Origin of the sequence: Gemmobacter aquatilis (assembly GCF_900110025.1) — a bacterium.
GTDB lineage: Bacteria > Pseudomonadota > Alphaproteobacteria > Rhodobacterales > Rhodobacteraceae > Gemmobacter > Gemmobacter aquatilis.
The window spans coordinates 116,753-131,539 of record NZ_FOCE01000002.1; the positions used below are offsets into that span (position 1 = coordinate 116,753).

Sequence of the window (14,787 nt, forward strand, 5' to 3'; positions counted from 1 at the left end):
CCGCTGATGAACCTTTATCACTGTCTGATCGAGTTGAAGCAGGAAAGCCGGGCGCTGGCCTTTGCCGGGGCTGTCGAAGCGTGGATGGCCTATCTGAAATCGGCCGGTTTGGTGCAGGGCTGGCGGCTGATGCGGCGCAAGTTCGGGCTGGCCTCAGGCACGCATACCGATTTCCTGCTGGAGATCGAGGTTGCAGGCCTCGCCGCGCTGGAAAACGCCTTCACCGCCCTTGCCACCGCAGATGATGCGGCAAGCCGCTGCTATGACCAGATGCACCAGATGATCGCCTCGGTGGAGGTGGGGCTGTACCGGCCTTACCCGGATCCGGCGCAGCGGGAGCGGATCGCCTTGATCTGAACGCCCCGCAGGGCTATGTGCGGCCTATGCATAAGACACTCCATATCATTGGCGGCGGAATGGCCGGATCGGAAGCAGCATGGCAGGCAGCCCAGATGGGTGTGCCGGTGGTGCTGCATGAAATGCGACCCCAGGTGGGCACCTTCGCCCATCGCACCGGCAATCTTGCCGAGATGGTCTGCTCCAACTCCTTCCGTTCGGATGATGACGAACGCAATGCGGTGGGTCTGCTGCATTGGGAAATGAGCGCGGCCAATGGCTTGATCATGGAAATGGCGCGTCGGCATCGCTTGCCTGCAGGTGGCGCGCTTGCCGTGGACCGCGATCTGTTTGCCGCAGCCGTGACGGCGCAACTGCTGAGCCACCCGCTGATTTCGGTCGAATATGGCGAAATCACCGATCTGCCGCAGGATGGGCACTGGATCATCGCCACCGGCCCGCTGACCTCGGGCGCGCTGGCCGAAAGTATCCGCGCGGAAACCGGAGCTGACAGCCTCGCCTTCTTCGATGCGATCGCGCCGATCGTCTATGCGGAATCGGTTGATATGTCGGTCGCCTGGATGCAATCGCGCTATGACAAGGGCGAGACGCTGGAAGAACAGACCGCCTACATGAACTGCCCGATGACCCGCGACCAATACGAGGCGTTCATCGACGCGCTGCTCGCCGCCGAAAAGACCGAGTTCCACGAGGGTGAGACGGCGGGCTATTTCGACGGTTGCCTGCCGATCGAGGTGATGGCCGAACGCGGGCGCGAAACCCTGCGCTTCGGCCCGATGAAGCCGGTGGGGCTGACCAATGCCCATAAGCCTGACGAGAAAGCCTATGCCGTGGTGCAACTGCGCCGCGACAACAAACTGGGCACGCTCTACAATATGGTGGGCTTCCAGACTAAGATGAAATACGGCGCGCAAACCGCTGTTTTTAAGATGATTCCGGGGCTGAAGAATGCCAGTTTCGCCCGGCTGGGCGGCATCCATCGCAACACGTTCCTGAATTCTCCGACGCTGCTGGACGATCAGATGCGCCTGAAATCGCGCCCGAACATTCGCTTCGCCGGCCAGGTGACCGGAGTCGAGGGTTATGTGGAAAGCGCCGCGATGGGCCTGCTGGCCGGGCGCATGGCAGCAGCGGAGCTTCTGGGCCAGACCCTGCCGCCGCCGCCGCCCGAAACCGCGATGGGTGCGCTGATCACCCATATCACCGGCGGGGCCGAAGCGAAGACCTTTCAGCCGATGAATGTCAATTTCGGGCTGTTCCCGCCGATTGACGCGAAAGGCGGGCGCCGGGGTCGGAAGGATCGCTACAAGGCCTATACCGACCGCGCAAAGGCCGCGTTCACGGCATGGCTTTCGTAACCCGCTTCGCCCCGTCACCCACCGGCCCGCTGCATCTGGGCCATGCCTATTCGGCCCTTCTGGCCCATGACATGGCGCGCGCCGCAGGCGGGCGTTTCCTGCTGCGAATCGAGGATATTGACCGCAGCCGCGCCCGGCCGGACTGGGAAGCGCAGATTTATGACGATCTGCGCTGGCTCGGCATCCACTGGGAAGAGCCTGTGCTGCGCCAGTCGGAGCAACTGCCGCGTTATGGGGCCGCGCTGGACCAGCTTTGGGCGCACGGCATGCTGTTTGCCTGCACCTGCAGCCGCCGCGACATCGAACAGGCGCTGAGTGCGCCACAAGAGGGTGTGACCCCGGTCTTTGGCCCGGATGGCATGGTCTATCCCGGCACATGCCGCAGCAAACCGCGCCCCGCATCGCGCCCGCGCGATGCCGTGCTGCGGCTGGACCTGCAGGCCGCGCTGAGCTGCACCCCGATGCCTCTGACCTTTAGGGAAACCGGCGAAGGCCCCCCCCGCAATGTTGTGACCAACGCGGCCACCTATCGCCACGAGATCGGCGACGCCGTGCTGGCACGCACCGAGATGGGCACCTCTTACCACCTGTCGGTCGTGCTGGACGATGCGGTACAGGGCGTGACCCATGTACTGCGTGGCGCCGACCTGTTCGAGGCGACCCGGTTGCACCGCCTGCTGCAAGCCCTTCTGGACCTGCCGACACCGGTCTATCACCATCACAGGCTGATCCGCGACGCCAATGGCAAACGCCTCGCCAAACGCGACGACGCCCGCGCCATCACGAAATACCGCGCCGAGGGCGCGACAGTGCAGGACATTAGGGAGATCACCGGTTTGGCGCCAGCGGCCTGATGCAGCTTCGAAGCGGCCAAGTACTTGAAAGAACTTGGAGGCGGGTACCGGAATCGAACCGGTCTTCACGGATTTGCAATCCGCTGCGTAACCTCTCCGCCAACCCGCCGTCGTCCGTGAGGTGTGTCCAATTAACCCGAGTCTGCCCCCTGTGCAAGGCCTGCTGACGAGAAAACTGGGCGCTTGATCGGTAAAGCGAAGCAGTGCTGCCAGCCGTTCTACATGTTCAGATTGGGGGATATGGTGCACCCAGCACGATTCGAACGTGCGACCTTTGCCTTCGGAGGGCAACGCTCTATCCAGCTGAGCTATGGGTGCGTGCGGCCTGAATAAACGAAGCCGCGCGGGGCTGCAACCGGAAACGTCAGGCAAAAAGGTCGTGGCAGAGTTCCAGCGCCTCGACCAGTTTGTCCACCTCGGCTTCGGTGTTGTACATGGCGAAAGAGGCGCGGCAGGTGGCGCTGACCCCCATATGTGCCATCAGCGGCATGGCGCAATGCGTGCCGGCGCGCACCGCGACGCCCTTCTTGTCCAGCACGGTCGAGATGTCATGCGCATGGGCCGGGCCTTGCAGCGTGAACGAGAAGATCGCTCCCTTCCCTGCTGAATTTCCCTGCACGTTCAGCCAGTTCAGCCCCGCCAGACGGTTGCGGGCGTAATCACGCAGCTTGCGCTCATGCGCGGCGACATCGGCCATGCCCAGCGACATCAGATAGTCCAGCGCCACGCCCATGCCGATCTGCTGCACGATACCGGGGGTGCCTGCCTCGAACTTCATCGGCGGGTCGGCATAGGTCACGGCATCGCGGGTGACCTCGCGGATCATGTCGCCTCCGCCAAGGAAGGGGCGCATCTCGTCCATCCTCTCGCGCCGGATGAAGATCGCACCGGACCCACTTGGCCCGTAAAGCTTATGCCCGGTGATGGCGTAAAAGTCGCAGCCCATCGCCTGCACATCCACCGGCATATGCACCGCCCCTTGCGAGCCATCCACCAGCACCGGCACGCCCTTTTCGCGGGCGGCATGGCAGATTGTGGCCACATCGACCACAGTGCCCAGCACATTCGACATCTGCGTGATGGCCACCAGTTTGGTGCGCGGGCCGATGGCGTCGATCACGGCCTGCGGGTCCAGATCGCCATTCGCGTCACAATCCACCCATTTCAGCACCACGCCCTGCCGTTCGCGCAGGAAATGCCAGGGCACGATATTGGCGTGATGCTCCATGACCGACAGCACGATCTCGTCGCCGGGCTGCAGGCGCGGGGCGGCCCAGGCGTAAGAGACCAGATTGATCCCTTCGGTGGTGCCAGAGGTGAAAACGATTTCCTCTTCCGAACGGGCGTTCAGGAATCGGGCAACGATGCCGCGCACCGCCTCGTATTTCTCGGTGGCGAGGTTCGACAGATAGTGCAGGCCCCGGTGAACATTGGCATATTCCATCGAATAGGCCTGCGTCACCGCATCAATCACGCATTGCGGCTTTTGTGCGGAGGCGCCGTTATCCAGATAGACCAGCGGCTTGCCGTTCACCTCGCGCGAAAGGATCGGGAAATCGGCGCGGACTTTTGCGACATCGAACATCACGACAGCTCCTGTAGCGGGCGCGCCACTTCCCGAAGGGCGACGCACCACTGGAAAAGGAAAGCGGCAAAGGTCAGCGCGCCGATACCGGCAAGCTGCGGGCCCGGCCCGATCATCCCGGCGACCATCCCCGACAGCAAAACCATCGGGCTGGCCGCGACCAAGGCCCAGAACAGCGCCAGACGCGCACCATAACCCGTGCCCTGCCCGCCCAAAGCCCGCATCGCAAGGTGGCTGAGCGCCGCCAGAGCGTACAGGGCCGGGATGGTGGCCAGCAGGCCCAGCCCCCGCGCCAGAAGTTGCGCCGAAACCGGGATCGTCGCATCCAGCGCCGTCACGCGGGCCGCGCTGGGGATCTGCGCCACGAAGGCCAGGATCAGGAACGCCACCAGCAGGCTGAAGGCAAAAGGCTCCGACTGGCCGCGCCGCAGATGGCTGCGGATGACAGAGCGCGGGTGCCGCCAGCTTTGAACGATATCGGTCGTGACGGCCATGCCCTGCCCTTACTGCCCGTGGCGCGCCAGCCAGCCTTCCAGCCGCGCGCGAATGTCTTCGGCCAGCGCCTCGTCCTCGATCTCGCCGATCGCTTCGGCAAGGAAGGCCTGCACCAGCAGCGATTGCGCCTGCCGCAGCGGCACCCCGCGCGACCGCAGGTAATACAGCGCCGTCTCGTCGATCGCGCCCGAGGTGGAGCCGTGCGAGCATTTCACATCGTCGGCATAGATCTCCAGCTCCGGCTTTGCGAGGAACTGGCAGTCATCATCCAGCAACAGGCATTGGCTGATCTGATAGCCATCGGTTTTCTGCGCGCCGGGCTTGACCAGAATCTTGCCCTGAAACACCCCGACCGCGCCGCTTTTCAGCACCTTCTTGAACACCTGGCGGCTTTCGCACCGCTCGGCGGCGTGGGTGATGAATACGGTGTCGTCATGGTGGAAATCGCCGTCCCCCAGCGCCGCGCCAGCAACATGCGCCACGGCGTCATCGCCGGTCAGCTCGATGATTGCTTCGTTGCGGGTCATCACCCCATTGGCGGTGAGGGTGAAGCTTTTGAACAGCGACTCGCGCCCCAGACGGGCGAAGATATGCGTCACGGCGCGGCGTTCATGGTCGCGCCCCTGCGCGCGGACATGGTGGAAGCGCGCGCCATCGCCCACCTCGACCTCCAACACCTTGTTGAAGCGCGCAGCGGCAGGGCCATTTTCCAGCAGGGTCAGTTCAGCGCCGCTTTCCAGCTTGATGCAATGGTGAAGGATCGCATCGGAACTCTCTGATGTATGCAGATAAATCAGGGAAACCGGCTTTGCGGCCTTTCCCGTCACCCGGATCAGCACGCCCTCGGTTGCCGCCGCCGTGTTCAGGGCGGCCAGCGGGCGGGCAACCGGGGTCTGGCCCCGGGTTTCCAGCACACCATACAGGCCCTGCGCCCAGTGGATGTCAGCCGACACACGGCTCAGCAGTTCTACGCCTGCCGCCACCGGATCGTCCGAGGCTGCCGGATCGAAAACGCCATCGACAAAGACCAGTTTCACCCGGTCTACCGCATCGAACATCGCCGGTTCGTCCCCCGCATCGAACAGTCGGGCGTGCGGAGCGTCGGCGGTGGTCAGCGAGGTCGGATCGGTGTAGCGCCAGTATTCATCGCGCTTGCCCGGCATCCCCATCGCCTGCAGACGCGCCGCAGCATCGTGGCGCGCCGCAGCCGACCAGCCGGTCTGCGGCAGGCTCAGCGCTGCCAGACGCGCCGCGGCGGCGTCGAGTTTCGCCTGCGCCACCGCCATCACAGCACCTCGGCCAGAATGTTGGCATAGCCGTTATGTTCCACTTCCAGCGCCAGTTCCGGCCCGCCGGTTTTCACGATGCGGCCATCGGCCATGATATGCACCACATCCGGTTTGATATGGTCCAGCAGGCGCTGATAATGGGTGATCACAAGGAAAGACCGCCCTGCGCTGCGCAGGGCATTCACGCCCTCGGCCACAAGTTTCATGGCATCCACGTCAAGGCCCGAGTCGGTCTCGTCCAGGATGCACATCTTGGGTTCCAGCATGGCCATCTGCAGGATTTCGTTGCGCTTCTTCTCGCCGCCCGAAAAGCCCACATTGACCGGGCGCTTCATCATCTCGGCGTCGATCTTCAGCGTCTTGGCCTTGGCGCGCACCACTTTCAGGAACTCGCCCGCCGACATTTCCTCTTCGCCGCGCGCCTTGCGTTGGGCGTTCACCGCCGTGCGCAGGAAGGTCATGTTGCCGACACCCGGAATTTCGACCGGATACTGGAAGGCCAGAAACAGGCCCGCCGCCGCGCGCTCTTCCGGCTCCATCTCCAGCAGTTCGGCGCCGTCCAGCGTGGCGGAGCCGTCGGTCACCTCATAGCCGTCGCGGCCCGACAGCACATAGGACAGAGTGGATTTGCCCGACCCGTTCGGCCCCATGATCGCATGAACCGTGCCGGCCTCCACCGTCAGGTTCACGCCTTTGAGGATCACCTTGTCCTCTTCTTCAAGTTTCACATGCAGGTTCTTGATTTCCAGCATTCTTTTCGATCCTATACCCGTAATGCCCGCGCGGGCATGAATCTTAGCCGACCGAGCCTTCAAGGCTGATCGCAACAAGGCTTTGCGCTTCCATGGCGAATTCCATCGGCAGGGCCTGCAGCACTTCCTTGCAGAAGCCGTTCACCACCAGCGCCACCGCCTCTTCCTCGTCCATCCCGCGCGAGCGGCAGTAGAACAGCTGGTCGTCATCGACCTTGCTGGTCGTGGCCTCGTGTTCCACGCGGCTCGAATTGTTCTTCACCTCGATGTAAGGCACGGTATGCGCCCCGCATTTGTCGCCGATCAGCAGGCTGTCGCATTGCGTGTAGTTGCGGCTGTCGGTGGCCTTGGGATGCATCGACACCAGCCCGCGATAGGTGTTCTGCGCCCTGCCCGCGCTGATCCCCTTGGACACGATGCGCGACTTGGTGCGCTTGCCCAGATGGATCATCTTGGTGCCGGTATCGGCCTGTTGGGCGTTGTTGGCGATGGCAATCGAGTAGAATTCGCCCTGTGAATCATCACCGCGCAGGATGCAGGACGGGTATTTCCAGGTGATCGCCGAGCCGGTTTCAACCTGCGTCCACATCACTTTCGACCGTGCGCCCCGGCAATCGGCGCGTTTGGTGACGAAGTTGTAGATACCGCCCTTGCCGTTCTCATCGCCCGGATACCAGTTCTGGACGGTGGAGTATTTCACCTCGGCATCCTCCAGGATGACGATTTCCACCACTGCGGCGTGAAGCTGGTGAGTGTCGCGCTTGGGCGCCGTGCAGCCTTCGAGATAGCTGACGTAAGAACCCTTCTCGGCCACGATCAGCGTGCGTTCGAACTGCCCGGTGTTTTCCGCGTTGATGCGGAAATAGGTGCTCAGCTCCATCGGGCAGCGGGTGCCTTCGGGGATATAAACGAACGATCCGTCGGAAAAGACGGCGCAGTTCAGCGTGGCAAAATAGTTGTCCGATTGCGGCACGACCGAGCCGAGGTATTTCTTCACCAGTTCCGGGTGTTCGCGCACGGCTTCCGACATGGAACAGAAGATCACGCCCGCCTTCGCCAGTTCGGCCTTGAAGGTGGTGCCCACCGAAACCGAATCGAAGACCGCATCCACCGCCACCTTGCGTGGCTCGTCAGCACCTTCGACACCGGCCAGAAGCATCTGTTCCTTCAGAGGAATCCCCAGCTTGGCATAGGTGGCCAGCAGCTTTGGGTCCACCTCGTCCAGCGATTTGGGCTTGGTCGCCATGCTTTTCGGCTTGGCGTAGTAATACTGGTCCTGATAGTCGATCTCTGGGTAATGCAGCATCGCCCAGCGGGGTTCTTCCATCTGCAGCCAGCGGCGATAGGCGGTCAGACGCCAGTCCAGCATCCACTCCGGCTCGCCGTTCTTTTCAGAGATCAGCCGCACGATGTCTTCCGACAGGCCCTTGGGGGCATATTCGGTTTCAATCTCGGTTTCCCAGCCGTGCTTGTATTTGCCGGCCATCGCCTGCACGGTTTCGATCGTCTCGCGGTCCACGCCTTCGCGCAGCTCGATCTGGTCTTCGCTGTCCAGTGCCGCCATGGCCCTTTCCCCTCTCATACCCGCGCGCGGGCTTTGTGATACTGCTTGCCCCACGCCTCGGCGAAGCGCAGCACCGCGTCTTTCGTCGTCTCGGGCCCGATCGAGATACGCAGCGCCGATGTCGCCGCGATGTCGTCGAACCCCATGGCGCGCAGCACCCGGCTGGGCCGGACCTTGCCGCTGGAACAGGCCGAGCCTGCCGAGACGGCAAAGCCTGCCAGATCCATCTGCATCACCTGCGTTTCACCCTTCCAGCCGGGCGTCACGAGGCAAAGCGTGTTCGGAAGGCGCGCACCGCCATTCCCGACTGAAATAGTCTCGTTTGCGATGGAAGACAATGCTGACTCTAGAATGTTTCTAATTTCAGCGACCTGTTCCCACACCCCATTGGCCAGATCGCGCGATGCAGCCTCGGCCGCAGCGGCGAAACCGGCGATGCCGATCAGGTTTTCGGTGCCAGCCCGGCGCCCCATTTCCTGCCCGCCGCCCTTCAACTGCGCCGGAACCTCCAGCCCCTGCCGCAGAATCAGCGCACCGATTCCCTTGGGGCCGCCCAGTTTGTGGGCCGACACGAGGCCCATGGCGCAGCCCAGCCAGTTGAAGGCGAAAGGCAGCTTGCCAAAGGCCTGCGTCAGATCGCTGACCGCCAGCCCGTCGGGCAGCACCTGCACGATGCCGGTTTCGGAATTGGCATATTGCAGCGCGGTCTGGGCGGGGGCGGTCACCGCCACCTGCCCCGCCGCATCCACCGCCAGATCGGACTGACACCAGGCGCTGACCGCCTCGTGTTCAATATCGGCACAGTGCAGCCCACGCCCGGCACAGGCCAGCGCCGCCGCCTCGGTCGCGCCCGAGGTGAAGACGATATCCGCCCCATCCGCGCCAAGCGCCGCCGCAATCTGCGCCCGCGCGCGTTCCATCAGCGATTTGGCCGCCCGCCCCTCGCCATGAACCGAGGACGGGTTGCCCACCACCTCCATCGCCGCAACCATCGCCGCCTTCGCCTCGGGGCGCAGCGGCGTGGTGGCGTTCCAGTCGAGATAGACGCGCGGTGCCATCAGAGCACCGGCAGCTTGTCGGCGTCAAACCCCGGTCCGGGCAGCAGTTCCACCCCGGCCTTGGACATGCGCACCTCGACCCCGGCGGCGGTCAGCGCGGCTTTCATCGCATCCACCAGAGCAAAGCTCTTGCTTTCCATCGCCTCGGCCCGAAGGCACGTCAGGTGGTTGACCCAAGGTGCCAGATCGAACGACAGTTCGGCCCAGGCCCCCATTTCTGGCAGCAACAGCCCCAGCATCTGCGCCGAGGCCAGCAGCCCCGCCGCATCGCCACGCGAGGCAAGGCCGTGCAGCTCCGCAATCGCGCCCGCCGTGTTCAGGTCATCCGACAAGGCCGCGACCACCTCGGGCGCGGCCACACCTGCCCCGGCCCCCGCTGTCAGCCCGCGCCACTTGCGCAGCGTTGCTTCGGCCTGCATCGCCTTGTCATGCGTCCAGTCCATCGGCTTGGTATAATGCGTGCCCAGATACACAAACCGGATGACCTCGCCCGGATAGCCCTGATCCAGCAGGTCGCGCACGGTGAAGAAGTTGCCCAAAGACTTGGACATCTTCTTGCCCTCAACCTGCAGCATCTCGTTATGCATCCAGACCTTGGCAAACCCGCCCTGCGGATGGGCGCAGCAGCTTTGGGCGATTTCGTTTTCATGGTGCGGGAATTGCAGGTCGATGCCGCCGCCGTGAATGTCGAAACTCTCGCCCAGCAATTCATGGCTCATGGCGGAACATTCGATATGCCAGCCGGGCCGCCCCCGGCCCCAGGGGCTGTCCCAGCCCGGCAGATCGTCGGTAGAAGGCTTCCACAGCACGAAATCCATCGGATCGCGCTTGTAGGGCGCAACCTCGACCCGCGCGCCCGCGATCATGTCGTCGATCGACCGGCCCGACAGCTTGCCGTAATCGGCATAGCTGCGCACGTCGAACAGCACATGGCCTTCGGCGGCATAGGCATGGCCGCCGTCAATCAGCCCCTGAATCATCCCGATCATCGCGCCGATGAACTCGGTCGCGCGCGGTTCCTGCGAGGGGCGCAGCGCGCCAAGCGCATCCATATCCTCGTGATACCAGCGGATCGTCTCGTCGGTGATGTCGCGGATCGGGCGGCCGGTCTCAGACGCCTTGGCGTTGATCTTGTCATCCACGTCGGTGAAGTTGCGCACATAGGTCACATGGCGCTCGCCATAGACATGGCGCAGCAGCCGGAACAGCGTGTCAAACACCACCACCGGGCGGGCATTGCCGATATGGGCGCGGTCATAGACGGTCGGGCCACAGACATACATCCGCACATTCGCCGGATCGAGCGGCACGAAATCTTCCTCCGCGCGCGTCTTACTGTTGTAGAGCCTGATATTGGCCATGACCCTCTCCCGTCTCGTCTGCGTAGCGCGGGCTTACCCGGTTCGGCGCGCGATTGGAACAGCCAAGCGGGCAGCAAAAGGCCGCGCGTCCGGGGGGGAACGCGCGGCCTTGCCGGGGCAAGCCCGGTCAGAAGCGGAAGTTGACCTTCACCGCCGCAGTGGTGGCATCGGCGTCGATGCCCGATTTGTCGAAATTGTCGAACTTGTGCATCAGCACCTCGCCGCCGACGGTCCAACGGTCATTCAGGGCATAGTCTGCGCCCAGACCACCGAAATAGCCGGTATCGCTGAGGCTGGCGCCGCCGACATCGGCCTTGGCATAGGCCGCGCCGCCCGTGGCATAGACCAGCGTGCGGCCCATGTCATAGCCCGCCTGCAGCTTCACGCGCGCCAGCGAATCGAGCTTGCCCGCCCCACCGTCAAAGCTGGCATCCGCCGCGCTGACATCGGCCTCGACGCCCAGCACGGTGCTGCCCAGATCCCAGCGATAGCCGGCCTGCACACCGCCCAGCACGCCGTCGCCAGTCACGGCATTGCCCTTGCTGCCCACATCGGCATAGCCCAACTGGCCCCCGACATAGGCACCGCCCCAGTCACCACTGGCGGCGGGGGTCACAACCGGCGGAGCCTCCAGCGGGGGCTCTGCGACAGGGGTCACCGGGCCACCGGCAAGGGCTGGTGCTGCCAGAAAAGCCGACCCGATCAGGGCTGCGATTGTGCGTTTCATCTTGTTCTCCTTGATCCCGCGCGGCGCCATCAGCGCCGCCCGTTCCCGATCTCGGCACCGCAGCACCGGGAAACAAGACAGATCACAGGGGCTTGAGCCGAAGTGAACGCAGGCGATCAGCCCGCCTTCTCTTCCAGATCCAGCCATTCCTCTTCGGCGGCGGTCAAGGCCGCCTGCCGGTCTGCCATCATTTCCGAGGCTTTGCGGAATTTCACCGGCTCTTTGCTGAACAGATCCGGCGCCTCCAGCAGCTCGGCCAGTTTGGCAATCTCGCGCTCCAGTTTGTCGATCACGCCGGGCAGCACGTCCAGCCGCTTGCGCTGCGAAAAGCTCAGCCCTTCTGGCTTGCGCGCTGGGGCAGACTTCGGCGCCACTGATCCGGCTTTGGGCGCGGCAACAACCGCCACCTCGGCCACCGGACGCTGCGACACATAGTCCGACCAGCCGCCGGGATAGGCGGTCGCATTGCCATCGCCTTCCATCGCCACGGTCGCCGTCGCCACCCGGTCGATGAAGTCGCGGTCGTGGCTGACCAGCAGCACGGTGCCGTCATATTCGCCCAGCAGATCCTGCAGCAGATCCAGCGTTTCCACGTCCAGATCGTTGGTCGGTTCGTCCAGGATCAGCAGGTTCGATTCCTGCGCCATCAGCCGCGCCAGCAGCAACCGCGCCTTCTCGCCTCCCGACAGGCTTTTCACCGGCGCCCGCGCCTGCCGTTCGTCGAACAGAAAGTCCTTGAGGTAAGCCACCACATGTTTCGGCGTGCCGCGCACCATCACCTGATCCGAGGCGCCAGAGACCGACATCAGCGGATCGCCGGTCAGGTTTTCCCACAGGCTCGCCGCCGGATCGAGCTGCGCGCGGGTCTGGTCGAACACCGCGATCTGCAGATTGGTGCCCAGCGTGACCGTGCCCGCATCCGGGGCTTCCTGCCCGACCAGCATCTTCAAAAGTGTGGTCTTGCCCACCCCGTTGGGGCCGACAAAGGCGATCCGGTCGCCGCGCAACACGCGCAGATCGAAATCCTGCACGATCTGGCGCGCACCAAAGGCCTTGCACAGCCCCTTCGCCTCAATCACCTTCTTGCCCGAGATGGCGCCGCTGTCCAGTTCCAGCGCCGCCGTGCCCTGACGGCGGATCTGCCCCGCGCGTTCCGCCTTCAGCGCGGCAAGGGCGCGCACCCGGCCCTGATTGCGCTTGCGCCGGGCGCTGATGCCTTCAACGGCCCATTTCGCCTCGGCCTTGATCTTGCGGTCCAGCTTGTGGCGCGCCTCGTCCTCTTCCGCCCAGATCTGCTCGCGCCATTCCTCAAACCCGTCAAAGCCAGATTCCCGCCGCCGCACCTCGCCCCGGTCCACCCAAAGGGTGCCTTTGGTCAGCGCGCGCAAAAACGCCCGGTCGTGCGAGATCAGCACGAAGGCTGTGCGCGTCTCGGCCAGTTCCCGCTCCAGCCACTGGATCGCCTGAATGTCCAGATGGTTGGTCGGCTCGTCCAGCAGCATCAGTTCCGGCGCCTCGGCCATCAGCTTGGCCAGTGCCGCGCGCCGCCGCTCGCCGCCCGAGGCACTGACCACCGGGGTCTCGGGGCTGAATTTCAACCCCTCCGCCACCACGGCCACCTTGTAGCTTTCCTCTTCCGGCAAGCCGCTCGCCGCGTAATCCCCCAGCGTGGCAAAGCCCGACAGATCGGGATCCTGCTCCATATATCCGACGGTCACGCCCGGCGATACGACGCGCGTGCCTGCATCCGGCTCCACCAGCCCGGCCATGACCTTCATCAAGGTCGACTTGCCCGAACCGTTGCGCCCGACCAGCGCCACCCGGTCGCCCGGTTGAACCACAAGATCAAGCCCGTCGAACAACGGATTGCCACCGAAGGTGAGCGAGATGCCGGAAAGCTGAAGAAGGGGTGCGCGTGCCATGGCAGGCGAGGTAACCGCGCCGCGGCCCCGGGTCAAGCGTTGCCCGCATCCACCTTCTTCTTTGCCCAAATACCCATACCCGACCGACACCGCGCTGCCACCAGGCTGAGCAGAGTCTGCGCAGCCTTCCATGGCAATGCCGGTGAAAGGGGCTCGATGCCCCTGACACTGGCGCCCCCGGGCAGGAAGATTTCAGCCCGCCGCCACCTGGCGCAGCGCTCGCGCCCGGGCGGCGGGAATGGCCCGGATCTCGACGCCCGTGAACACATGCAATGTGTTCATCTCGGCATCGACCACCGCATGGTCCGACACCCAGCCCCCCATCATCAGATAGGTGCGCAGCAAGGGTGGCATGGTCAGCAGCGCGCGTTTGGCATCGGGTTTCCGCCCGGCCAGCGCCTTGGCAAAGCGGAACACCCGGGGCGCCTTCACCCGTGGCAGCCAGCGTCGCGGTGCCAGATGCCCCTCTTTCAGCATGGCGAAGGCCTCGGTATAGGCCGCATCATCCGTACCGTGAAACGAGGCGCAACCGCACAGCAACTCTGCCCCGGTGGCATCGACGATCCGCGTCATCGCCCCCCAGGCCAGCCGCAGGATATCCGGGTCGGGAAAGTCGGGATGCACACAGAACCGCCCCAGTTCCAGCATCGGGCCGTGAAACCCGGCCAAACGGGACAACTCGTAGAACTGCGCCGAGTAGCTGCGCAGGATATCGGCACCTCCCCGCATCGGCAGCAGACGGTAGCAGCAGACCACCTCGCCGGTCTGCAGATCCTCCACCAGCACATGCGAACAGAGCAGATCGAAGGCATCGGCATCCAGCCCCGGCCCGGCCGTTGCGCCGCGAAAGCACAGATGCCGCAAGGCCTGCGCCCGACGCAAATCCTCTGCGCCGTCTGCCAGTCTGGCCTCGTAATGCCCCTTGCGCAGCGGCTCCACGCCCCTCACCTCCGATGTTCGGCCCCCGCGCTTGGCAGCACGGCAGGCGCAGCCTAGATACTACTCTCGAGATATCCCGGTGCAAGGGATCACAATCCTGAAACCGCAACGTGACGGAGACCCCATGGACAAGATCGTGAAGACAGACGAGCAATGGCGCGCCCAACTCTCGGACCTGGCCTATAAGGTCACCCGCAAGCATGGGACAGAACGCGCCTTCACCCATGACAGCTTTCCGAAAGCGCCCGGCACCTATCGCTGCATCTGCTGCGATGCGCCGCTGTTCGACCAGGACCAGAAATTCGACAGCGGCACCGGCTGGCCCTCGTTCTGGGCGCCCGCCGATCCCGAACGCGTCGAAACCCAAGAGGACCGCAGCTGGTTCACCCGCCGTACCGAAGTGCATTGCGCGGCCTGTGACGCGCATCTGGGCCATGTCTTCCCCGATGGCCCGCAACCCACCGGGCTGCGCTATTGCATCAACGGCGTGGCGCTGCGGTTCGAACCGGAAGAGTGACGGGCGGTC

Annotated in this window: 14 protein-coding genes and 2 tRNA genes; 4 read left to right on the forward strand and 12 right to left on the reverse strand. The window is 64.2% G+C overall.

Annotation, left to right across the window (positions count from 1 at the left end; all coding sequences use genetic code 11):
• Positions 1-6 precede the first annotated feature (6 nt).
• From BMX43_RS04330 to gluQRS, 3 genes are read left to right on the forward strand one after another with little or no spacing between them, the layout of a single operon-like run.
• Positions 7-357: a DUF6614 family protein gene (locus BMX43_RS04330; RefSeq protein WP_091298961.1), complete on the forward strand. Its 351-nt coding sequence runs from the start codon at positions 7-9 to the stop codon at positions 355-357.
• Positions 358-383: 26 nt separating this feature from the next.
• The gene (trmFO, locus tag BMX43_RS04335; RefSeq protein ID WP_091297547.1) at positions 384-1,715 is read left to right on the forward strand and encodes a methylenetetrahydrofolate--tRNA-(uracil(54)-C(5))-methyltransferase (FADH(2)-oxidizing) TrmFO; all 1,332 of its coding nucleotides are present in this window, start codon (positions 384-386) and stop codon (positions 1,713-1,715) included.
• Positions 1,703-2,569, forward strand: a complete 867-nt coding sequence (gene gluQRS, locus BMX43_RS04340; protein ID WP_091297550.1) for a tRNA glutamyl-Q(34) synthetase GluQRS — start codon at positions 1,703-1,705, stop codon at positions 2,567-2,569. The genes trmFO and gluQRS overlap by 13 nt, the downstream gene beginning before the upstream one ends.
• Positions 2,570-2,604: 35 nt before the next feature.
• On the opposite strand, the gene BMX43_RS04345 is transcribed toward gluQRS, so the two are convergent.
• The 12 genes from BMX43_RS04345 to BMX43_RS04400 all read right to left on the reverse strand — a co-directional run bounded on the left by BMX43_RS04345 (position 2,605) and on the right by BMX43_RS04400 (position 14,261).
• A tRNA-Cys gene (locus BMX43_RS04345) sits at positions 2,605-2,678 on the reverse strand.
• A 132-nt stretch (positions 2,679-2,810) separates the two neighbouring features.
• Positions 2,811-2,887, reverse strand: a tRNA-Arg gene (locus BMX43_RS04350).
• A gap of 46 nt (positions 2,888-2,933) precedes the next feature.
• Positions 2,934-4,154 (reverse strand): cysteine desulfurase, encoded by a 1,221-nt coding sequence (locus BMX43_RS04355; RefSeq protein WP_091297553.1) that lies wholly within the window; start codon positions 4,152-4,154, stop codon positions 2,934-2,936.
• Positions 4,154-4,648, reverse strand: coding sequence for a hypothetical protein (locus BMX43_RS04360; protein WP_091297556.1), 495 nt, complete (start codon positions 4,646-4,648; stop codon positions 4,154-4,156). The genes BMX43_RS04355 and BMX43_RS04360 overlap by 1 nt, the downstream gene beginning before the upstream one ends.
• A gap of 9 nt (positions 4,649-4,657) precedes the next feature.
• Positions 4,658-5,935, reverse strand: a complete 1,278-nt coding sequence (gene sufD, locus BMX43_RS04365) for a Fe-S cluster assembly protein SufD (protein ID WP_091297558.1) — start codon at positions 5,933-5,935, stop codon at positions 4,658-4,660.
• Positions 5,935-6,690 (reverse strand): Fe-S cluster assembly ATPase SufC, encoded by a 756-nt coding sequence (gene sufC / locus BMX43_RS04370; RefSeq protein ID WP_091297561.1) that lies wholly within the window; start codon positions 6,688-6,690, stop codon positions 5,935-5,937. Before sufC ends, sufD begins: the two co-directional genes overlap by 1 nt.
• Positions 6,691-6,733: 43 nt before the next feature.
• Entirely contained in the window at positions 6,734-8,254 is a 1,521-nt protein-coding gene (gene sufB / locus BMX43_RS04375) for a Fe-S cluster assembly protein SufB (RefSeq protein WP_091297563.1), read from the reverse strand.
• Between the two features lie 14 nt (positions 8,255-8,268).
• Positions 8,269-9,312 (reverse strand): cysteine desulfurase family protein, encoded by a 1,044-nt coding sequence (locus BMX43_RS04380; protein WP_091297566.1) that lies wholly within the window; start codon positions 9,310-9,312, stop codon positions 8,269-8,271.
• Positions 9,312-10,673 carry a cysteine--tRNA ligase gene (gene cysS / locus BMX43_RS04385; protein WP_091297568.1) on the reverse strand — a complete coding sequence of 454 codons (1,362 nt, stop codon included), beginning with the start codon at positions 10,671-10,673 and terminating at the stop codon, positions 9,312-9,314. The genes BMX43_RS04380 and cysS overlap by 1 nt, the downstream gene beginning before the upstream one ends.
• Before the next feature lie 127 nt (positions 10,674-10,800).
• Positions 10,801-11,400 (reverse strand): outer membrane protein, encoded by a 600-nt coding sequence (locus tag BMX43_RS04390; protein WP_091298964.1) that lies wholly within the window; start codon positions 11,398-11,400, stop codon positions 10,801-10,803.
• A 116-nt stretch (positions 11,401-11,516) separates the two neighbouring features.
• Entirely contained in the window at positions 11,517-13,322 is a 1,806-nt protein-coding gene (locus BMX43_RS04395; protein WP_091297572.1) for an ABC-F family ATP-binding cassette domain-containing protein, read from the reverse strand.
• A 192-nt stretch (positions 13,323-13,514) separates the two neighbouring features.
• Positions 13,515-14,261, reverse strand: a complete 747-nt coding sequence (locus BMX43_RS04400) for a GNAT family N-acetyltransferase (protein ID WP_091297575.1) — start codon at positions 14,259-14,261, stop codon at positions 13,515-13,517.
• Positions 14,262-14,385: 124 nt separating this feature from the next.
• Between BMX43_RS04400 and msrB the strand changes: the two genes are divergently transcribed.
• Positions 14,386-14,778, forward strand: coding sequence for a peptide-methionine (R)-S-oxide reductase MsrB (gene msrB / locus BMX43_RS04405; protein WP_091297578.1), 393 nt, complete (start codon positions 14,386-14,388; stop codon positions 14,776-14,778).
• Positions 14,779-14,787 lie beyond the last annotated feature (9 nt).